The 22,220-nt window shown below is 35.1% G+C and carries 22 protein-coding genes; 5 read left to right on the top strand and 17 right to left on the bottom strand.

The genetic code is table 11. The features are described 5' to 3' along the window. Positions 1-44 precede the first annotated feature (44 nt). Entirely contained in the window at positions 45-950 is a 906-nt protein-coding gene (locus BR43_RS13870) for an ROK family protein (RefSeq protein WP_034565215.1), read from the bottom strand. 191 nt (positions 951-1,141) lie between these two features. On the opposite strand from BR43_RS13870, the gene BR43_RS13865 reads away from it, so the two are divergent. Both BR43_RS13865 and BR43_RS13860 read left to right on the top strand, forming a co-directional pair. Further along, a complete protein-coding gene (locus BR43_RS13865) occupies positions 1,142-2,164 on the top strand; it encodes a YdcF family protein (RefSeq protein ID WP_034562947.1) in 1,023 nt (340 codons plus the stop codon). A gap of 147 nt (positions 2,165-2,311) precedes the next feature. After that, positions 2,312-2,692 carry a YxeA family protein gene (locus BR43_RS13860; RefSeq protein WP_034562945.1) on the top strand — a complete coding sequence of 127 codons (381 nt, stop codon included), beginning with the start codon at positions 2,312-2,314 and terminating at the stop codon, positions 2,690-2,692. Positions 2,693-2,831: 139 nt separating this feature from the next. On the opposite strand, the gene BR43_RS13855 is transcribed toward BR43_RS13860, so the two are convergent. From BR43_RS13855 to BR43_RS13785, 15 genes are all read right to left on the bottom strand, one after another. Further along, positions 2,832-3,845 (bottom strand): sugar kinase, encoded by a 1,014-nt coding sequence (locus BR43_RS13855; RefSeq protein ID WP_034562943.1) that lies wholly within the window; start codon positions 3,843-3,845, stop codon positions 2,832-2,834. Positions 3,846-3,949: 104 nt separating this feature from the next. After that, positions 3,950-4,690 carry a 2-dehydro-3-deoxy-phosphogluconate aldolase gene (gene dagF / locus BR43_RS13850; protein WP_034562940.1) on the bottom strand — a complete coding sequence of 247 codons (741 nt, stop codon included), beginning with the start codon at positions 4,688-4,690 and terminating at the stop codon, positions 3,950-3,952. Positions 4,691-4,739: 49 nt separating this feature from the next. Next, positions 4,740-5,837 (bottom strand): DgaE family pyridoxal phosphate-dependent ammonia lyase, encoded by a 1,098-nt coding sequence (locus BR43_RS13845; protein ID WP_034562938.1) that lies wholly within the window; start codon positions 5,835-5,837, stop codon positions 4,740-4,742. A gap of 2 nt (positions 5,838-5,839) precedes the next feature. Continuing rightward, positions 5,840-6,955: an amidohydrolase/deacetylase family metallohydrolase gene (locus tag BR43_RS13840; protein ID WP_034562937.1), complete on the bottom strand. Its 1,116-nt coding sequence runs from the start codon at positions 6,953-6,955 to the stop codon at positions 5,840-5,842. Between the two features lie 10 nt (positions 6,956-6,965). Next, entirely contained in the window at positions 6,966-8,054 is a 1,089-nt protein-coding gene (locus BR43_RS13835; RefSeq protein ID WP_034562935.1) for a DUF871 domain-containing protein, read from the bottom strand. Continuing rightward, positions 8,051-8,326 carry a hypothetical protein gene (locus tag BR43_RS13830; RefSeq protein ID WP_034562933.1) on the bottom strand — a complete coding sequence of 92 codons (276 nt, stop codon included), beginning with the start codon at positions 8,324-8,326 and terminating at the stop codon, positions 8,051-8,053. Before BR43_RS13830 ends, BR43_RS13835 begins: the two co-directional genes overlap by 4 nt. Before the next feature lie 64 nt (positions 8,327-8,390). Further along, positions 8,391-9,698: a PTS sugar transporter subunit IIC gene (locus BR43_RS13825; protein WP_034562931.1), complete on the bottom strand. Its 1,308-nt coding sequence runs from the start codon at positions 9,696-9,698 to the stop codon at positions 8,391-8,393. Positions 9,699-9,835: 137 nt separating this feature from the next. Continuing rightward, positions 9,836-10,489: a DUF4310 family protein gene (locus BR43_RS13820; RefSeq protein WP_034562929.1), complete on the bottom strand. Its 654-nt coding sequence runs from the start codon at positions 10,487-10,489 to the stop codon at positions 9,836-9,838. A gap of 29 nt (positions 10,490-10,518) precedes the next feature. After that, the gene (locus tag BR43_RS13815; RefSeq protein ID WP_034562927.1) at positions 10,519-11,298 is read right to left on the bottom strand and encodes a DUF4311 domain-containing protein; all 780 of its coding nucleotides are present in this window, start codon (positions 11,296-11,298) and stop codon (positions 10,519-10,521) included. Beyond that, complete coding sequence (locus tag BR43_RS13810; protein WP_034562925.1) at positions 11,299-11,673, bottom strand: DUF4312 family protein; 375 nt, start codon at positions 11,671-11,673, stop codon at positions 11,299-11,301. Positions 11,674-11,706: 33 nt separating this feature from the next. Further along, entirely contained in the window at positions 11,707-12,060 is a 354-nt protein-coding gene (locus BR43_RS13805) for a glycine-rich SFCGS family protein (protein WP_034562923.1), read from the bottom strand. A 28-nt stretch (positions 12,061-12,088) separates the two neighbouring features. Then, positions 12,089-12,439, bottom strand: a complete 351-nt coding sequence (locus tag BR43_RS13800; RefSeq protein ID WP_034562921.1) for a transcriptional regulator — start codon at positions 12,437-12,439, stop codon at positions 12,089-12,091. A 12-nt stretch (positions 12,440-12,451) separates the two neighbouring features. Further along, a complete protein-coding gene (locus BR43_RS13795; RefSeq protein WP_034562919.1) occupies positions 12,452-14,329 on the bottom strand; it encodes a BglG family transcription antiterminator in 1,878 nt (625 codons plus the stop codon). 394 nt (positions 14,330-14,723) lie between these two features. Continuing rightward, positions 14,724-15,428, bottom strand: a complete 705-nt coding sequence (locus BR43_RS13790; RefSeq protein WP_034562918.1) for a GntR family transcriptional regulator — start codon at positions 15,426-15,428, stop codon at positions 14,724-14,726. A gap of 66 nt (positions 15,429-15,494) precedes the next feature. Next, on the bottom strand, positions 15,495-16,271 hold the full coding sequence (locus BR43_RS13785; RefSeq protein ID WP_034562916.1) for a MurR/RpiR family transcriptional regulator: 777 nt from the start codon (positions 16,269-16,271) through the stop codon (positions 15,495-15,497). Between the two features lie 242 nt (positions 16,272-16,513). On the opposite strand from BR43_RS13785, the gene BR43_RS13780 reads away from it, so the two are divergent. From BR43_RS13780 to BR43_RS13770, 3 genes are all read left to right on the top strand, one after another. Next, complete coding sequence (locus BR43_RS13780) at positions 16,514-17,902, top strand: glycoside hydrolase family 1 protein (RefSeq protein WP_034562913.1); 1,389 nt, start codon at positions 16,514-16,516, stop codon at positions 17,900-17,902. A gap of 74 nt (positions 17,903-17,976) precedes the next feature. Further along, positions 17,977-19,290 (top strand): PTS sugar transporter subunit IIC, encoded by a 1,314-nt coding sequence (locus BR43_RS13775; protein WP_034562911.1) that lies wholly within the window; start codon positions 17,977-17,979, stop codon positions 19,288-19,290. Positions 19,291-19,309: 19 nt separating this feature from the next. Further along, a complete protein-coding gene (locus BR43_RS13770) occupies positions 19,310-19,576 on the top strand; it encodes a hypothetical protein (RefSeq protein ID WP_245617868.1) in 267 nt (88 codons plus the stop codon). 307 nt (positions 19,577-19,883) lie between these two features. Here the strand turns inward: BR43_RS13770 and BR43_RS13765 are convergent, their stop codons facing one another. Next, positions 19,884-21,893 carry a KUP/HAK/KT family potassium transporter gene (locus tag BR43_RS13765; protein ID WP_034562906.1) on the bottom strand — a complete coding sequence of 670 codons (2,010 nt, stop codon included), beginning with the start codon at positions 21,891-21,893 and terminating at the stop codon, positions 19,884-19,886. Positions 21,894-22,220 lie beyond the last annotated feature (327 nt).

Genomic DNA, 22,220 nt, shown 5'->3' with positions numbered 1-22,220 from the left:
CTCCTAGCAACATAATTTAGTTGAGTTTAGTATACCATATTAACTTAAATCTGTTCCTTCAAAATTCCATAAACACCACCGATAATCCCAGCATTATTGAAGAATCGGCAAGGTGCAACCTCTGCAAATGTTAAATTAGACATCTGTGAATAATCAGCCTGTAATTTTTTGACACGGCGATTTAATTCTGCGATAAAAGTTGTATTTTCACTAATTGCTCCACCTATTAAAATAATCTCAGGGTCCAGACTAACTAACAAATTAAAAATTCCTTCTGAAAGGTTTTTATGAAACAAATCTAACGTTTCAATCGCTGCCGCTTCACCCTTTTCTGCCCGTTGATAGATTTCTGCTCCATCAATCTTTTCGGCATTGCCACTAATTGTTGAATATCGTTTAATTAACCCACTACGAACCGATCCAGTTAAGCTCAATGTCGAACTACGTGTATTGTCATTCACAACTGGTTCGGTAATCATATAGCCAAACTCCCCAGCGCTTCCCCAACGTCCGCGATACAATTCATTATTGATAATCAATGCTCCACCTATTCCAGTCCCTACTGCCAGACATGCAAAACTTGAAAATTCACGACCGCCACCAAGCCATTTCTCTGCTAATGCAATTGTATTCACATCATTTTCCACCTTTACTGGCAAATCCACTCGTTCCATAATCAGTTCCTTTAGATTCACACCATAAAAGTCCATAATTGCACCACCCGTAGTCATAAAACCATCCGCTTGAACAGTTCCAGGTGCACTGACACCAACACCTTTAATTAAGTATTCTTTTTGATAGTTTTTAATAATTTCTTCAATATGTTGCAAAATGTCTTTACCAGATAAAACCGTTTTCACTTTATCATGATGCAAAATTTCACCTGTTTCTGTTAACAAACCATACTTAATATTCGTTCCTCCAATATCAATTCCTACATAATACTTCATTGTTCCTTCACTCCAATCACCTATTTGCATTTCCTCTTTAGCATAAGTCAGCAATCTGTAAAAGTAAAGGCTCTCATTTATTAATCTAGTAGCTTAGTTATTTAAAAATGCAATCTAAGCTAATCCTCTGAAGTGACAGGCTTCTATTGAGAATGATATACTTACTAAGATTTCAAATTAGGAGGTTCCCAATGATTGTCTTATTATTCTTTTTATTTCTATCTTTAATTGGATTTTTAGTATTAAAAGTCCAGAACCGTAGTATTGTTGGAGGAATTATTCTAGCAGCTGGTCTTATTTCTTCAATTATTAGTCTCTTTTTTATTGGGATTAATGAAATCCATAATCGAGTACAATATGGTGATTTAATTGCTTTAGGGTTAGCTTATGTAGTCGTTCCAATGTTATTTATCGGTATCTGTATTTACTTTATTCTCAATTCAAAAACAATGAGTACTCGAGAAGGAAAAAGCGTAACTGCTAAATTATCGGCTGCCCTCGGACTCAATTTACTGATTGTTCTGCCCTTATTCTTCTATGTATTAACGATTGCTGTCTTAAAATTACCACCACTTATTTTTTCCATAATTATCTTCTTTTTACTCGTCGACTTAATTTTAACGTTTCTCTTTGCTGCATATGTTCTGTATTCTTGGATGTATCAAATGATTCCTTTAAAAAAAGCCGTTGACTTCATTATTGTTTTAGGCTCTGGAATTCGCAGTGAAGACGTTCCTCCCCTATTAAAAAGTCGGTTAGATAAAGGAATCGAGTACTATTTAAAAAATCCAAAAGCTAAACTAATCGTCAGTGGTGGACAAGGTCCAGATGAGCCTGTTTCTGAAGCTTTTGCGATGAAAAAATATTTACTTTCTCAGAACATTCCTGAACAACATATTCTTGTTGAAGATCGTTCGACCACTACTTACGAAAACATGCTATATTCAAAAAAAATTATAGAACAAGATTGGCAAGAAAAAACAAGTCCTTCTATTATTTTTTCAACAAATAATTATCATGTATTACGTGGCTCACTTTATGCTCATAAGGTTCATCTGAAAGCTGAAGGCGTTGGTGCTCCAACAGCTCTTTATTTTTTACCAACTGCCTTAATCCGTGAGTATATCGCCTTATTAGTACATCATAAAATCTTAATAAGCCTTGTAGTTATTTTTGTTTTCTTACTATTATTCTTCAGTTATTTGCCTTTCTAAATTTAAATCCCGTTATTTTAAAATGACAGTTTTGTTAGTTTATTGTTAGCTTAATGAATGGCTCCTGCTCTATATTCTCTATATACTAATCTTATGGGATAGAAATTTTAACTATTTCAAAATAATTAATGTATAGGAGAACATATCATGAAATTACTAATAAAAATCAGTATTATAGCTCTACTAGGAGTAGTCGTTCTTGGAGGATTGACTCTAGCAACAAAAAAGAACTCTGGGGAAATAGCAGGTATTGTCGATCGATTTAATCCCTTCGTACCTAAAAGCGAATTGTACGTTATCGCGAAAGAACCGAATTCTGTTAACACATATGGCACGTCTAATTATATTCAAACTGCTGTAGATAAAGATGGAAATACAAGAGAAATTGATTTTAATGCTATCCAAAAAATGACATTGGGTATTTATGTCAAAATAAAAAATAAAGGCGCGTATGTAGAAGATATTGAAAAAGTCGAACTAAGTGATATCCCTCAAAAAGCAGCCGAAAAACTTGCTGAACTAAATTAAGAAGCTACCTTTTATCGTTATTTATATAAATTTAGAATGAGAGACAAAACTAGTTTTAGTTTTGTCTCTCACTCTTTTGGATTGACGTCATTCAAGCATAAAAAGCACTGAGCTACCTACAGTGCTTTTCTAATTTTCACTAACGAATCACATCACCAAGTTCTCCACGACTAAACGCTTCAACGATCTCCTTGCGAATTAGCGGGCTATCCCCAAAAGTGGTATGCGTCAAAACTCCATTACTTGTTGCAAAATCAACCGTCTTTTCAACTGTCCATTTTTCAATAATCCCTGCTAAAATTCCTGCTGCATACGCATCTCCTGTTCCAATGCGATCATAAATTTCCACAGCAAAAGGACGACTAACAAAAAATTCTGCTTGGTGACGTAAGAAACCACGAATTCCTCGTTGTTCACCAACTTGTCCACGAATCGTGCCGGCAAAATAAGCCACATCAAATTTCTCACTAAATACTTGACTAACTGCACGTAAAATCTCAACTTCATCGGTTAAGTTAGCTGGTACTGGTAAATCAATCAGTTCCGTTAAATCACGAATCCCACCAATTACTAAATCGCAATTAGGCAACATACGGTGGAATTGATCTTTCACCCACTCATGACCATTTTCTTTATTTAAACTTGGACGATAATTAAAATCAAAGCAGACAAATTTTCCTGCTTTATGAGCCTTTTCAGCCAACGCAAAAGCCACTTCTCTAGTTCCTTCTGCAAGCATCAAAGCAATCCCACAAATATGAATAATATCAGCACTTGCAACGGCTTGGTCCAAATCATAATCGCTAAGCGTGCTTTCACCAAATGAACTTGCCAAACGATTCAAATACGTCACTTCCGCTGGACGATTGCCAAAACCCATTTCTAAGAAATACAATCCAATATGATCGCCACGATAACCAATTAACTCATCTTTGATTCCTAGCTTACGGACTGTTCCCGCTGCTGCTCGTCCCACTTGATTAGCTGGTAAGGTTGTCAATATCGTTGTATCGTATCCAAAATGTGCTAGACTACTTAGCATATTGACTCCGCTACCATTAAAAGCTAAGTCTAAGGTATCCGTTTGTTCGATTAATTTGTAATGTGGTGGTGTTAAGCGCATCATGACTTCACCAAATGCTAAAATTTTCATCGTTTTTAACTCCTTCTATCATTGAAATTCAGTAAATTAGTTGAAAGGAAAAAACTGAGAGTCCATAAGCTACTCTCAGTTTTATCATACAATTTAATTAATTATTAAGCTAGAGTCTTTTTAACTAATGCTAATAATGTTTTCACATCTTCTGGACGTGTATCGCCAGTAGCAGAGTCAATAATTGAGCTATATACGTGAGGAATAATTTTCTTCACGCCTGCATCAACAGCAATTTGTACGATTTCTTCAAAGTTTTCCAAATCAATTCCGCCAGTTGGCTCTAGATAGAAATCATTTTCAGCACAAGCTTTTGCTACAGCTTTATACTCTTCAATATGTGTTAAACCTTTCATATTAAAGAATTTAATTGAGCTACCACCCATATCTTTTAATAAGGCAATGGCTGTTTCAATTGAAACTTCACCAGCTGGTTGTCCACTACTTAAGGGACCCGTTGCAATATTCACAATACCAACTTTACCAGTTGGAGAAACTAAACCATTCACGATTGTCTCAGATTGACCTAATAACGCACGGCTTGCTCCAACGCCAGTAAAGACTTGGTTCACATGTTGTGGTTGCAAAGTAGCTGAAATACGGCTTACCATTTGACTTTGGTTTGGATCACCAGCACCTAAGCCAACAGATAATGCATTATCTGTTGCAGCTTGATACAATTTCATATCGGCAATTGCAGCTTCATCTGTTGGATAATTTTTTGATAATACGCCTAAAATAGCATATCCTTCTGCTGCTTTATAACAATCAACTGCATTTTCTACAGAGTTCGCTAATACATTTAAAGAGATACGGTCTTCTACATAATTTGGTGTTTTTTTCATAATTGATTGCCTCTTTCTTTTACATAATTTTTATAGGATTAGATTGAAATTAAGCTAAAATCGCTTTTAGACGAGCAACAATTTGAGCCATTTCAGTGGTATTCACTGCACGAATGTCAAATTCAATAATGCCATTATTTGCTCGATACTCTCGGGTATAGATTGCTAAATTGCCTTCTTTTAGTTGGCTAATCACTTCTTTAGCAGTTAATTTAGTGCTATCTTCAACTTGAATTTTAGCACGGTAGATTTCGCGTCCAGCTGGATCTTGTTCAACACTCGCTGTGATGTGTGGCACTTCATTCAACGCAACAATAAATGGAGCTAAACGCTCTTGCATTGCTGAACCAGATTCACTACCATCACGAACATATTGTTCAATAGCCGCTGTCAAACCAAGGATATTCTCTTTCCCAACCTTCATTGAGCGACCAAGACCTTTTCCTTGTAGACGAACCCATTCCACTAATTGCCCTTTTCCAACAACTAAACCTGAACTCGGTCCTTCTAATGCTTTAGCACCACTATAGATAACTAAATCCGCACCTTGTTCCAAATATTTTACTAAATCTTCTTCTGCTGCTGCATCCACAATTAAAGGTAGATGATGTTGATGAGCTATTTCAGCTGCTTCACTAACCGTTAACATACTTTTTTGAACGGTATGATGACTCTTAATATAAAGTACCGCAGCTGTCTCTTCTGTAATCATCATAGCAATATGCTCTGGCGTACACATATTTGCATAACCCGCTTCGATTACTTTTCCGCCACCTGATTCTACCATAACTTCTACAGGTGTTCCATAATCAACGTTATGTCCCTTAGGCAAAATAATCTCACGTTTTGTAATTTTATCTGTAAATGGATGATAAACATGGTACAAGCTTCCTTGACCAATTAATCCTGCAACCGATTGAGCAATCCCCGCTGATGCTGAGGATAAAACAATACCATCTTCTGCACCAATTAGTTTAGCAATCGCTTGACCTGTTTTTATAGTTAAATCCGCCATTTCAAAGAAATGTTCGCCACCAAATTTTTGTGCAGCTAAGACTTCTTCTGATACTTTAGAGACACCTAAAATAGTCATCTTACCACTGGCATTGATTACTTCTTTTAAGTCATATTTTTGATAGATATCCAAAATTACTCCCCCTTTATCGGATGAACTTTACCACCAACAATTGCGTAAGTAGGTAAAATTTCTTCATGTGTTTCACGAGTAAAGCCATTTGAATCAGTTAATGTCTTGTCAGCTTTTGCAACCTTAAAGATTGTTACATCACCATCAAAACCAGCTTTCAGTTGTCCTTTATTCGTTAAATGGAATGCTGCTGCTGGATTTTCAGTAATCATTGGTAGAATTTCTTCTAATGAATAACCTAAAACTAGCATTTTTTCTAAAGTTGTTGCCATATCATAAACAGGCCCAGCTTCACGATTATGATGATAGATATCAGTGCTAATCGTTTCACAGACTAAACCTTCTGCTTTTGCTTTTTCAGCAACTTTAAAATTAAAACTATCTGTTCCATGACCAATATCAAAAATAATGCCACGACGATAAGCATCCCAAACAAAGTCTTTAATCTCACCTTGTTCATCAAGAATTCCATTAGGTTTTCCATTATAACAATGAGTTAAAACATCGCCCTTTTCCATATCAGCCAATACTTTATCTAATGTTGGTGGTGCTGAACCAATGTGAACCATTAATGGCAAATGATGATTATCCGCTTGAATCTTTTTAGCTAAATCTAAAGGAATAATATCATTGTCCCCGACAACAGTCCGACTCATACGTGCTTTAATGCCCACAATGAAATCCGGATATTTGGCTAAGGCTTCGGTAATTAAGTCTTCCTTGATTTTTTTCAAATCTGCTAATTCATCTTGCTCAACAATGCCCCATTTAGAAATATTCACTAATGCAAAAACATTGGTTTCAGCATTTTTAGCTAATTCATAGAATTCACCAATATTTTCTGCTCCTGTTGTTCCTGCATCAATAACTGTTGTAACACCTTTAGGGACACCAATTTCATCTGGATAATCATAGTACAAAGTCATCTTTTCAAAACAATGAACATGGTCATCAATCCAACCAGCGGATAGATAAGATTCCCCTGCCAAATCAATCACTTCAGTTGCTTCAATATCTTGTAACTCTTCAGCTACTTCAAGGATTTTACCAGCTTGAATCGTTAACTCAATTTTATCTCCGCTTACTGTTTTTCCATTTTTTATATATAGATCGACCATAGGAGTTGCCTCACTTTTCTTCGAATTTGAATTTACTCCATGGTTTGATAAAGTCTAATAAGATTTTTTCATCAGGCGTTACACGTCCAACTAAGTTTTTGCGTTCATCTGAATGAGACTCTAGAACCACTTGTAATTCATTTTTATATTTGCCAAAGTTATCATTACCAATTACAATATCACCACGTTGGAATTCTTGTGTGTGATCATGTAGTGGATTTGCTTCGGCTTTAAATCGTTTACGTACTTCTGTCGAACGTACAACTTGTGCTGTAATATCTCCACGTCTAAAATGCTGAACCGTTGTCACAATTTCTTTTTCAACTGGATTAGCATCTGCTACAAACTCAATAGCTAACTGAATTTGGTAACGATTGACCTTTGATAAGGCAGCTAATTCTTCATCCGTTGCATATGCATTTCCAATAATCACATCATCAATCATATTCGTTGCAAATAAATGCTTCGCTTGAACTTCGATTGGTAGATTACGGTGCATCTCCAGCGTCGGCAAGCCATCATTAATATCCCATGGCCCAATATCACCAAATTGAGAGTTCACAAAAGCAGCGGTACGCATTCCTTGTTTTTTATATCGTTCATTACATTTCATAAAGAAATCAAATGGCAATGCTGTGCCATTTTGTGGATAGAAATTATGACATCCATATAAAAATGGACGATTGGCTTCATAACTTAAAATATTATCTAAATAAGCAACATCATTACTCATATTTAATTCAATAATCATATTGTAAGGATTAAAGGAAATTGTCGCTTCCTTATTGCCATCAAAACCAGCATCTAAACGGATTCCGTCAGCTCCTAGTTGGTGGAAGAAAGCTAGATCATCATAAGAAATTCCCAGTTCATCAAAAATATTTGGCGCAATATCTAAAATCACTTCATAACCAAGGTCCTTTGCAAAATGAATAATATGAGTAAACTTCTCAGCAACTACTTCTTTGCCTTCAGTTACTTCTAACATACTCATAAAAATTCTTGAAAAGCCATAATTAGCCGCTCGTTTTAAATAATCTTCATCTGTTTTTACATCACTATGGTCTGGATAAATTGAAACACCTAATCTTCTCATCATATCTTATTTCCCTCTTCCATTTTCGTAAATACTTTACGATATTTTCCAGCAATCACACTGGCTACAAATAAAGTCACTATCGTCACCAATAGTACTGGAATTTTCACTAAAACACCAATAATTCCGCTAAGAATAATTGCCAAAACACCTAATAAAACTAGTTTAAAGGCACCTAATTCAAGTAATTTAGCAGGTAGTTTTTCTTTCTCAACTAAATACTGACAAAAGAGAAAATAAACTATAAAACCAATAAAATAAATAGTATTCATCATTTTCTGGCACCAAAGAGGTTAGATGAACTCCTAACCTCTCGTTTCCCTTCTCATTTAATTTGAATTAAGCGGCAATTTCTTCCGCTTTCGCTGCTGCTTCACGGTCCAATTGTTGTTTTTCAAAGACTTTGAAGAATGGATAGTAGATAGCTATAGATATAGCGAAGTTAATTAAGACTAAGACTCCTGCCATAATGCTCCAGTTCGTACTCATCCAGGCTGCAATTGGTGAAATTACGGTAAATGGTAAGCGACTTGCCATCATTGGAACCACTCCTGAGATGGTTAAGAAATAAGACAATGTTGTTGTAATTAAAGGTGCTAAAATAAATGGAATTCCTAAGATTGGATTCATTACAATTGGTGCTCCAAAAATAACTGGCTCATTAATATTGAACAAACCTGGTAAGAAAGATAAACGACCTAAGCTTTTTAGATATTCTGATTTTGAAAATAAGAATAATACGACTAACGCTAACGTTGCCCCTGCTCCACCAATCCAAACAAACCATTGTAAAAATTGTTCTGTAAAGATATTTGGTAAGTTATTCGCACTAGCACCTGTTGCAAAAGCATCTGTATTTTCAGCAATTGAAATATCCCAGAAAGGACGGATTACTGGCCCCATAATAGCTGGACCATGAATTCCCAATACCCAGAAGAAGGTAATTAAGAAAACCGTTAATAATCCACCAAATAGACTATTTCCTGCAAGTATATTTTTCAATGGCATTAAAATGGTACTTAATGTTGCACTAATATCAAAACCTAAAACATGACGAATGACCCAGAAAAGAATTAAGATAACCGCTGCTGGTAATAAAGCGATAAAAGAATTAGCAACTTCAGGTGGAACACCTTCTGGCATTTTTACTGTGATGTTCTTTTCTTTCATCCAACGATAAATTTCTACTGATAGAATTGCTGTTAAAATCGCTCCAAATAATGAAGCTGAACTTAGTTGAGCAATATTGATATAACGTCCAGCTGCAATAACACCCTCAACAGGTTCAACCACTTGAACAGGGACAACTGTTGCAACTAAAAATGCTAGTACAGCTAGAATCCCACTCGTTAGACTATCAAGCTTATAGCTTTTAGCCAATGAAGAGGCAATTCCAAACGTTGCATATAAAGATAAAATTCCGATTGTAAAACGAAACGGTACATCTAAAATAGGTTTAAAAGGATCAATCATTGCTGCAATTGATTCAATTGGAATATTTAATAAAAGCGTGAAAAATGATCCGACAATTGTTAAAGGCATGGTTGCAATAATCCCTTTTCTAATTGCTGTCATATGACGTTGCGACCCTATTTTTGTTGCGACTGGTAATATTTTTAATTCTAAAAAGTTAACAAATTTATCCACAAACTTTCCTCCTAATAAAAAATTATAATAATTACTTAATTCAATATAACATTATAATCTTTAAATGTAAACGGATTCCAGATAATTCTTGCACGAATCAAAGATATTTTTTGCACAAATTAGAACAATAGTAATTTTTAGCCTAAGCTTATCGGGAAAATAGCTCCTAAGATCATTGCTCCTAAGATTGCACCACCAGCAATCGGTTTTTTCCATACATAAAAGACAACTGCGCCAATTGTTGCACCAATCCCGATTGGAATTGAAGCTGCACACGCACTTAAAATAATTAGTGGACCTAAGAAACGACCTGAAGCATTTCCAGCTCCCATCATAACGTCTGCACCAAATGTTGAATTCGATTGATTAATTGTAAATTTACGAATTAATACGATAATTCCACCCGTTGCTAAACCACAGATTAAACCTGTTGTTAACGCTAAAGCAAAGTTCTCAACTGGCGCAACAATTCCCATACTTAAGAAAATTGCTGGAATTCCAATCCCAATTCCAGTTAAAATCGATCCACCTAAATCTAAAATCCCAACTAATGAACCTTCTAAAATACGAGCAAATAAGAAACTTGCTCCAAAAGCTGCAGCTGCTCCATAAGAACCGCCATCCATTCCTGCTTTTAACATAGCAACAATTGCCACTTCATTAAATGCTCCAACTCCGTAGACATAATACATATGTGTTCCAGCAAAAACGCCTGCTGATAACAACCCTACAAAAATCGGAAAAGACCAATCAGCATACCAAAAATTTGGTTTTTCTAACTTTTCACTCATTTATGTTTCCTACTTTCAATTTTATTTAATTACCCAACACTAAAGATATTATGTGCATTTTCTAACCATTGTGGAATTTGTAATCTAAAGCTTTCAAGCATTTCCATATCAAATCCACGGAAGAAACCACTACAGATAAATAGAATGACTACAGCTACCATCATACTCTTTGTTACACGGTTCCAGCCAATCTCATCGACGCCTTTTCCGATTAAAATCCCTAGTACGACACCTGGTGTTGCGTTGCCCATAACCATTGCAGATAAACCACCAAAAATCGTTCCCCATAAGCCAGAACGTTTTCCTGCATCAATTGCTGCTAACCAGAACAATACTGGCATAACTGTATTGATTAAAAGGTTTGCTGCTGGTACTAAAACAGCTACTGCAGTTACTTGTAAAGCTTCTGGAATTGCTGATGCTGTTGTATTTAAGAATGCAACTAACACCATACCGATAATTCCGCTATAAATCCCCATTTTTTTCGGGTTGTGCATTGTTTCTTCGATATTTTTATTTTTGAATAATAATGCTGCTGTTGCCCAGTTTGGAATCACCCGATGTGTCACATCTTGCGTGAATGCTCCTGCTCCAACTGTTGATGCCCATGCATTAAAGAAGAAGCCTAAACCGAATGAAAAATGTGAAGCCGCATCTCCTTCACAAGCATTCATTTCCCCTAACGTACGGAAAGCTCCTAATCCTTGTGTTTTTGGTGCATGAAACATTCGAGCTGCTCCTGCTCCTGCTGCAAAACCTACAAGTCCACCAATCAGCAAGGATTTAAGTAAAATTACTACGATTGCCATCTATATTTCCTCCTTTGGAAGTTTGTTTTTCTTAAAGCTAGGAAGAGGAAGTGCAGTTGGGCTAGTAACATTAGTAGTAGCAAATTGAACCTCATTCACAGAAATTAACGTAATCTCAATTTCTACATCTAACACTACCCGATAGTTCACTCGCGTTCGTGGTAAAAAGAAAAACAAGAATTTTTCAGTGTAACGTTCTTCTTCGGCTAATACAATTTTAGTATCAATTGGTTCAATCCGTAATGTTACATCATCAGATTCTTTTAAGACTTTCCCATGAATTTGATTTAAAGCATTAGAAAAGGCTTGATTTTTTTTCTCAGCTTTTCCTTCTACTCGTACAATTTGTCTACTTTTTTTCGTTACATCTGACAACGGAATCACTCCTCTTTCATTTACTTTATTTGATTAAGCATTTTTCTTTACATAGGCCTCTACAATTCGTTTGCCTAATTCTTCTTGATCCATAAAACCAAAACCTAAAACTGTTTTTCCATCATTAATTGCTGTAATACCTTCTTCAACAGAACGCATACCATGGCGTTCAGGGTAGCCATATTTCGTTGCAGCTGTTAATGCTCCTGCACCACCACTACCACAAAATGAAATTCCTAAATCAGCATTCTCTTGTTGCATAACATCGCCTAAACGCATATCTGCACCCATACCTGGAACAACAACGGCTTTTCCACCAGCTGCTTCAACACCTTTTGCAACATTTTGTCCTTTACCTAAACGATCTGCGATTACTACTGTTACCATACTAAATTCCTCCATTTATATTAATTTTTTAGTTTGCTGTATTTTGTTTTGCTGTTTCAAAATGAATCGATAAAACATACTTTTCATCAATTGCTAGATTGCCAATTTCATTCATAATATCTTCTGAAATAGCTAATGCTTCTGTAGAGACTTCACTAAACATAGCAGGATCGACTTTCATAATTGCTTCATTTTCATTTGAACGACGAACCATCTCACCTAAATGATTAGTCAGTACAACTAATTGTACTTCCGTTGGGTAAATTCCCTGTTCTTCCATCTTGTTTAAAGCAAAATGCAAAATTGCTTCTGTTTCAACTGGATATTGGGCCTCTGTAAGAATCCCCTTAACCGCCTCTGTTATCAACTTATGTTCCAACTTACTTCCTCCTCAATTGCTAATATATTGTAATAAGGCCGTAATTTCAGCTTTATTAATGGTCAAATCATTTTTAGCAAATATGCTTTCAATGGCTGTAACCTCTTCTTCAAATTGAATCAAACTATCTGGGGCAACATTGCCTTCGTTATCATATTGGGAATCAAAATAAATTCGATGCACCATCATAAATACGTGTAATAGAAAGGCTTCTTCATATCCAATCTGGATTCGCTGGCTAAAATGCTTTTTTAACTCTTCATATACGACAAACCCTTTTAGAATCAAATCACGACTTTGGTCTTCGTTACCTGTTTTATTAGGAACTTGTCGTCTTGCTACCAATCGTGGCAAACTACTCATAGCATTGCCTGATGTAGTTAAGATTTCTTCAACCGTCTTTTTTATCGCCTGAATATCCGATTTGGTTGGAATCGGGTTCACTTTAATAAATGGGACTTGCAAGTTTTCAATTGGAAAAATGCTGACAACTAAATCTGGATTTTCCGCTTGGATGACTTCTTTTACCTTTAAAACTGATGCAAAGCTAGCAATTTCAACATTAGCAACTTCTTCCATAATGCGCTGTTGAATCAGACTCGTCACACCTAAACCTGTTGAACAAACATAAACAATTCGTGCTACACTGCGATTAATGGATAATTTCTCATATGAAACTAAAAAATGTAGTGCGATGTAGGCAATAAAAGAATCATTTGTGATTGAAACGGATTTAGAGATTTCTTGTGCTGAGGCCTCCATAATGCTCTTAAACAACGTAGGATACCTTGCTTTAATATCATCAATAAAAGGATTGTATTCATTAACAAAAAGATACTTTTTATGCAACTTTAATGAAAGGTGAGCAAATAAATTCGTAAACAATTGCTTATCTTCATTGAAAGGCAATTGTTCTTTCTCGCTTACCAGCTCAATCATATTACGGGTTAACTCAGCAATATTTTTTTCCTCATAGACCATCAACACATCACTACAAATGTAAATATATTCATCTTCAAGAATGGGAAAATGATACAAATCAAAAACTTGCTTCATTAATAAGTAAGGCAACTCTTGATTTTCTGCTAACAATTGATGATTTCCAAGAATCTTATAGCTATGAATCGTTCGATTAATGGTCATCCGTGCTGTCGCTAAAGTCACACGCAAAATAATTGATAGAATTTCACTATAATTGAATTGCTCCATCATTTCTTGACTCATGATTTGTGAGATTTCATAAACAGTTGCTTGATAAATTTTTAACATATCTGTTTGCATTGCTAGCTTTAACGCATTGGTATTTGGAGCATTTCTTTGTTCCGTTATATAATTCATAATTGTATAAATGTCGTAATCCGTTATTTCTTTTTGGATGACAGCTTCTAACAATAACCGAATTTGATGTTCTGGACCATCAAGAGTATACCCAAAATAATTTTTGCGAACTAAAACTAATTCGTATGCACCAACAATCTGTTCCACACGTTCTAAATCAGCGACAATCGTATTCTTACTTACTTCTAATCGATCCGCTAACTCTAACGTTGTAATGAATTCATTTTGTAGGCACAGCAAGGTAATAATCTGATTTGCTCGAATTTCTTGATCTGGAAATAAATCGTAACGCTCTACTTGCAGAATCTCATTTTTTAATTCGATACGCTTTGACGTTGTCATTTCTAACCAAGTGCCTTTATTTCTTTGTGTGGATAAGGGTGTTCCTTTTTGTTCAAACCATATTTTCACATTCTCCAAATCATACTTAATGGTGCGGACACTGACTTGGAATTGTGTAGCTAATTTGATTGTAGTTGTTGTAACAGAGGCTTCCGTATCTAATAACGCTAGAATTAATTTAATTTCTCTTTTGGACAATTGCACCTGCATCCTACATCCATCCTTTCCTTGTCTGCTAGCATGTATTATCGAAACCCCTTACATGCATAATATATCTAGATTTAACACTGATTACAATACTATATAGTTGCACTTTGATAAGTGCAAAAGCTCATTTTAAAGGAGTTTTATTTGCATGAATTTGGCAATTTAAGGGATTTTTTTTGATAGAAAGGGCAAATTCAGCCAATTTCCCCTTAGAATCAATTGCACTTGTTTTGATTATCTTTTTTAAGACTTCCTCATAAAAAAGATAATTCCTAGGACGTACTTATGTAAATAAATTATTTCCTATATATGTGTGGAATAAAAAAACAGCTTAGCCTTGTTTAGCCTACTCATCTAGTTTTAGAGTAGTTTCAACAAAGGCTATGCTATTTAAAAACTAAATCTCATATTCAATCATGTAAGGATACTTATCTGTATCATACATCGCATGAGAAATCTCAATAATTTCACCTGACTGACCGTACGAGCGTCGAATACGTTTTAATAAATAGGGGCTTTCAGTTTGCAGTAGTTCTTGTATTTTGGACTCCGCTGGGGCAACAGCAAAGCTATCTTGAAATTTACTGACTAATTTTTGATAATTTGCTAACCATTTATATAAAGAAATCTCACCAATCTCAGCTAACACAGCTTCTTCACCTAGCATCGGCAAATAATGTTCAAAGTAAATATAAGGCTCATGATCTAAACGATAAAAACGTGTTAACTTATAGGCTTCTTCACCAAATGCAGCAATAATTTCTGACTCTTTAGGATCCACTTTTATTTTTTCAACAGCTAAAATCTCTTTGCTTAAATGATGTCCCTTTTCCTCAATCATACTTGAAAAGGAAGCCGCCTTTGATAATTTATTAAATAGACGATTGCTTAAAACAGTAGTCCCCTTACCACTTTTCTTCTCTAAATAACCTTCACCTGAAAGAATTTCAATCGCTTTTCTAACAGTAATTTTGCTAACTTCAAACTGTTTTTCTAACTCATTCTCAGTTGGAATTTGGCTACCTACAGGATAGATGCCCTCCAAGATATTATTTTTGATTGTATTCGCAATCTCAACGTAAAGTAATCCCTTTGATTTCATACTAACTCCCTCTCAGTCGCTTTTATTAAGCATATGAAACTATCGAAAAATAGTCAATATAAATCTTTAGTTTTTTTCTGCTACTAATGAATTCCGAACCGCCTTCGCAATTGCTTCAATTGTATAAACAGCTGGTAATTGTGAGGTTAATTCAATGGTTTTATCTGGATGCTCACGATCTTTTTTTATAGTTTCCCGATTAATATAGTAGGGAATATTTAAATCTGATAATTTTGCAATTGTAGAATTTTCGCTATTGGTAATGGAAATGACTTTACAGTGGCTTGTATTTAGATGCTTTAAGTAGTTTGTCACCTCCTGCGTTTCACCTGAAACTGACAGAGCGATGATACAGATTTGTTCTGAAAACTTCTGTGATAAAAATTCAATTGGATAGTTAGACGGATCCTCAATTCGCAAAGCTAATGTGAAGAGATTTGAGAAATAAAGGGAACCATATTGTGCCATGATTTCTGATGATCCTGAACCTAAAAAGACAACTAATTCTTTATTGGCAAGGAGTTCCACTGCCCGTTGGATTTTTTGTTTGTAGCTAGGCTGCATCGCTCGTGTTAAAAAATCAATGTAACTCATTTCATCAACATCATCTACTACTTCTAAAGCTTTTTCTGCTGCATAAAGTTGCAATTTCACTTTAAATTCTGAAAATCCACTACAGTCAAATTTTTTAGTAAAACGCAAAATACTCGCAGTGCTTGTATGAGTGGCTTCTGCTAAATCACGAATGCGCATGTAAATAATCTTATCGATGTTTTCGGAAACGTATTTATAGATTTGCAAATCAAAAGAGCTTAAATCTGGTACTTTTTCAAGAAATAACATCGAATCACCTCACTTTTTATTCATTTAATTGCTTCTACAAATTAGTTACATGGTGTAACTAATTTGTCATAAATGTCTAATCTTCAAACAATTTTCTAGTTCTGTTGAAACCCTTTTCTTATTTCAGCATAACGTTATAATCATGATATAAAAGAAAACGTTTTTATGCAAGTGACGTTAACTTATATCCATTAGCTTTTAGCTAATGAAACGAATTAGAAATGAAAGGATTGATTTAATTCATGACAAAAAAATATGAATTTCCAACACAATTTTTCTGGGGTGCCTCTACAAGTGCTACACAATCGGAGGGAACTGAAAAAGGGGATGGTAAAGGACAGAACATTTGGGATTATGCTTCTCAGCATTACAATCATCGCTTCTATGATGGAGTGACAACCGAACATACTTCTCATTTTTACAAAGACTATCAACAAGATATTCAATTAATGGCCGATATTGATTTTAACTCTTTTCGGACTTCCATCTCCTGGTCACGTTTGATTCCAGATGGCGTTGGTGAGGTTAATCAAGAAGCAGTTATTTTCTATAATCAGGTAATTGATGAATTAATTGCAAAAAAAATCGAGCCTTTTATTAATTTGTATCATTTTGATATGCCAATGAAGTTACAAGAAATTGGTGGTTTTGAAAACCGTGACGTAATTGCTGCCTATAAAAAATATGCTGAAACATGTTTTGCGTTATTTGGAGATCGTGTGAAGTATTGGTTCACATTCAATGAACCTATGATTCCGGCTGAAGCTGGCTATCTTCATGATCGTCATTACCCTTATGTCGTTGATTTTAAACGAGCAGCAACTGTCTTGCACCATATTATTTTGGCTCATTGTGAAGCCGTGAAATCTTTCCGTCAGCTAGAGTTAGATAGTAAGATTGGCATTATTATGGATGTTATTCCAGTCTATCCTCGAAGTCAAAATCCAGCTGATTTAAAGGCTGCTGAAATGGCAGATTTATTTTATACTCGTAGCATTAATGAACCGATTTTATTAGGGCACTATCCAGCGGAATTAAAACCAATTCTAACTGCCTATCATCAAATGCCTGCAATATTGGAGAATGATTTGGATTTGATTGCTTCCACTGAAATTGATTTATTAGGCATTAATTATTACAAACCAAGACGAGTGAAGGCGTTAGATTATGAGCCAAATAAAGCGGGTATTTTCAGTCCCGAATGGTTCTTTGACAACTATGAAATGCCTGGTCGACGAATGAATACATCTAGAGGAATTGAGATTTATCCTCAAGGAATTTACGATATTGCAATGACTATCAAGGAAAAATATGGCAACATTGATTGGTTTGTTTCTGAAAATGGAATTGGAATTCAAGGAGAAGAAGCTTTTATTGAAAATGATCGTGTGGAAGATGATTATCGGATTGATTTTCTAAAAGAACATCTAGTCTGGTTGCATCAAGCAATCGCAGATGGAAGTAATTGTCTAGGTTATCATATGTGGACATTTGTAGACTGTTGGTCATGGATTAATGCGTACAAAAATCGCTATGGTTTCTATCGTTTAGATTTAGAAACCGGCAAAAAAACCGTTAAAAAATCAGGACTTTGGTTTAAATCAGTCAGTCAAAATAATGGCTTTGATTAATCATTAGTAGAGGTGAATGGAGAGAGTATTCTCTTCATTTACTGATTAAAATAAAACAAGAAAAGGGGATTCACATGGAGAAATTATTAGAAAAATTTGCACAAAAAATCTTACCTTTTGCAAATGCAATCGGACAACAGCGACATTTACAAGCTATTCGTAATGGACTTATTTCAATTTTACCTTTGACAATTATCGGATCATTTTTTGTTATTTTACTAAATATACCTATCAATGGCTATGCAGAATTTATTGCTCCATATAGCGCTGCCTTAGATATTCCTTTTCGTTATACAGTAGGCATTATGGCTTTATATTCAGCCTTTACAATCGGCTCGTTCTTAGGAAAATCATATAAGTTAGACGGCATTACTAGTGGGTTCTTAGCCATGCTCGCAACTATTCTAATGGTCGTACCGATTAATTTAAAAGAAGGGACGGATGTTGCAGGCAACGCTGTGAATGCTGGTCGCTATATTCCAATCGCACCGCTAAGTTCTCAAGGTTTATTTGGTGCAATTGTAGCTTCCTTAGTTGCTGTCGAGATTTATCGTTTTACTAAAGAGCGCAAATTAGAGATTAAAATGCCTGATGGCGTTCCACCGGTTGTCTCTAGTTCCTTTGCAGCTTTACTTCCAACATTATTTATTATCTTAGTTTTTTGGATTCCTCGTCATTTCTTTAACTTTGACCTAAATGGCTTACTGACAATCCTGATCATGCCATTAAAAAACTTTTTAACTGGGAATAATTTATTAGGCGGCATCTTAACTCAATTTATAATTTGTTTATTCTGGGCATTGGGAATTCACGGTCATGCCGTTCTAGGACCAATTATACGCCCATTTTGGGATCAAGCCATTATTGAGAATGCTGATTTATTTCAAAGTGGCGTGAGTGCCTTCCAATTGCCGAATATTTTTACAGAACAATTCTATCAATGGTACGCGCAAATGGGTGGAACGGGAGCAACTCTAGCTTTATGTTTCTTGTTCTTGTTTTCTAAATCTAGCTACTTAAAACAATTAGGGAAACTGTCGATTTTGCCTGGTATTTTTAATATCAATGAACCGTTGATTTTTGGGGCTCCTATTGTGATGAATCCCTTACTGGCTGCACCGTTTATTTTAGTCCCAATTGCAAATACAATCTTAATCTATATTGTGACTGTTCTAGGTTGGATGCCACGAATGATGGTGAAACCACCCTTTACACTACCCGCTCCATTTGGCGCCTTAGTTACCTCAAATTGGAATATTGTCGCATGTTTAATGGTCTTTGTCTGTTTCTTAGTTTCACTAGCTATTTACTATCCATTTTTCAAATTATTTGAGAAAAATCAATTAAAGACTGAAGCTGAAGCAATGTCTTCTGCTACTGAAGCTTAATTATAGAAAGGATTGATTTATGATGTTACAAGTTACGGGACTTTTTCTAGTTGGATTAACGATTTTTCTTACACAGACAAGACTAAAAGATAATTCATGGGTTTTGACTAGCTCAATTTTAAAGCTATTAATTATTGGGATTTTGTCCATCTTATTAAGTATTATTTTATCAGTTCTACTAGGAAACCTATTTATTTTAGTGCTTTTAACAACTTTAATCTGGGGAACAATCTTACAGATTCGTTTTGCTAATCGAGTTACAGTTTATAATCAGACTGGAGAATAGACTAAATTTATCTCTATCAAATTAATTGTTTTGTTTAAAGCTAGTCAAATTAAAAATATGTGAAAACAACATTTCTAAAAATATTTTCACATATTTTTTTCTTTCGCCCATAATAAAATTAAGCTAGACAACCAAAAAAGGCATTTGTGCTACACTCGAAATAGTTCCGTCGAAAGGATTTGGTAGCAATAATTAAACTCAATTTCACTAATTTGAACAGTTGACTCCCTTAGCTCACCTTACTTTTTCCAGCAACACAAAAAAGTAGCTTGAGAATTTCATCTCAAGCTACTTAATTTATTTATTTTTATTTCTCTACACGTTTCAAAATCAAGGTCTTTTTCTTCCCTAAGAATAAAGGAACATTCTCAATTTCTACGTCACTGACATTTAACCCAAACCATTTAGCAGGTGAAACGGTATGACGTTTTAAGAATAATTTTGCTTGCATAATAAAGGTTTCATACCCACTTAATTCCATTTCCATCGACAATTGTTCTTGGATAATAATAAAGCGGAAATCGCCAACTTTACGATCAGGCATTGTTGAATAGTTTCGTGATTGAATATCTACTTCACCATTTTCAACTAATTCCGTCACAATCTGACGCAAGAAGACATTCAATTTTTGACTAACGCGGAAGCCTAATTTTAGCTGAACTTTAATCATATAATCGGTTCCACCAATATTATCAACAGTATATTCTGCTGTATAAGGTTCGTCGGTTACTACAACGTTAACAAACCAATAAACATCTGCTCGTTTTGGACGCTTATCCAAGATTGAATACATAATCTTCGATTCAACTTCACCTTTATCACGACTATTAGTTAAATAAACTAGGTTTGTAGCATATTTTTGACGATCCGCATCTTCGCATAATTGACCTAATTGATCACGGTAATCAGCTAACGGTACATATTCCAGCAAGCGCAATTTAATTGAATGACTCTTATTACAAACATACATCACAAAGAGAATAACTGCTGCAATTAGCACTGTAATATACCCACCATGCATGAATTTAACCGCACTTGAGATAAAGAAGGACATCTCGAAAGCTCCAAAGAAGATTAACATTGTAACAGCAATCCACATCGGTGTTTTCCGTTCGATTAAATAATTAAATAGTAAAATAGTCGTCATTAACATTGTTACCGTAATTGCTAAACCGTATGCCGCTTCCATTCGATCTGAGCTTTGGAAATGCAAAACAACTCCAATACAGACGGCCCATAGAATCGTATTTACTGCGGGAACATAGACTTGCCCTTTTGAACTGGATGGATACAAGCTGTGTAATCGTGGCAATAAATTTAATTTGATGGCTTCTGATACAAGCGTATATGATCCTGAAATCAACGATTGTGACGCAATAATCGCTGCCAATGTCGCAATGACAACACCATAAATTAAGAATGGCTTTGGCATCATTTGGAAGAAAGGATTCATATCCGTTAAAGCTAGCATCGCAGGGTCATTTTTGGCATCTAAAATCCAAGCAGCTTGCCCAAAATAGTTCAAAATCAAACTGAATTTTACAAAGCCCCAAGTCGCATAGATATTTTTTCGACCAGCATGACCTAGATCAGAATAAAGTGCCTCGGCTCCTGTTGTCGCTAGGAAGACACCACCTAAAATAAAGAAACCCATTTTGTTCTCATTACTAAATAACACAGAAATAGCATAGTGTGGTGATAATGCTCGGATTAGACTCACATCTCGTACAATATTTACTAGACCAAATATTCCTAATGTAGCAAACCAAATCATCATTACTGGGCCAAATATTCGCCCAACTGTTTCAGTCCCAAATCGTTGAATTAAAAATAATGCACTAATAATCGTAATAACAATAATAACAATAATATGTTGATTTTCACCAAAAAAATCTCGAAAAACAGGTATTTCCTTCAATCCTTCAACTGCTGAAGTCACCGTTACTGCAGGTGTTAACATTCCATCGGCTAATAAGGTTGCCCCACCAATCATCGCCGGAACAATCAGCCATTTCGATTGCTTTCTAACCAATGTGTATAAAGAAAAAATTCCACCTTCACCATGATTATCTGCTCTTAGCGTAATCATGACATACTTAATCGTAGTTAAAATTGTAATTGTCCAAAAAACTAAGGAAACAGATCCCAAAATAAAGTCTTCTGAAACACCAGCTAAACCGCCGTTCCCTTTTACGATAGCCTTCATTACATACAAAGGAGAGGTTCCAATATCCCCGTATACAACTCCCAATGCTACCAAAATACCACCAAGCGTCACCTTGTTGATATTGCTATGTCTTGCTCCATTTGCTTCCATTTTCATTCCCCCAACTTTTTGTCGTCATTTTTGTTGTACATTTCTTTATTCTTATTTTATTAAAATCGTTTTTCCGCTTCTTTCATAGCTCACACTTTTCTGTTATATTGTATGGTTAATACTAAGCTTGATTATACCAAATTTAAAAATAATAACAACGCCTTTGATTCGATAAAATAGAAGCCCTTTTCTTGCCATTTTTCAGTGTTTTTTTCAAGTCCATATGAATCATTTTCAAATTACCTTTAATGAATAACCGAAAAACAAATGATATATCATGAAACACTTTAAAAATAGATAAATATCAAAAAAAACACTATACTCTTT

The organism is Carnobacterium gallinarum DSM 4847, from assembly GCF_000744375.1.
In the GTDB taxonomy this organism is placed as follows: domain Bacteria; phylum Bacillota; class Bacilli; order Lactobacillales; family Carnobacteriaceae; genus Carnobacterium; species Carnobacterium gallinarum.
This window is presented reverse-complemented; position numbering and strand designations above follow the sequence as displayed.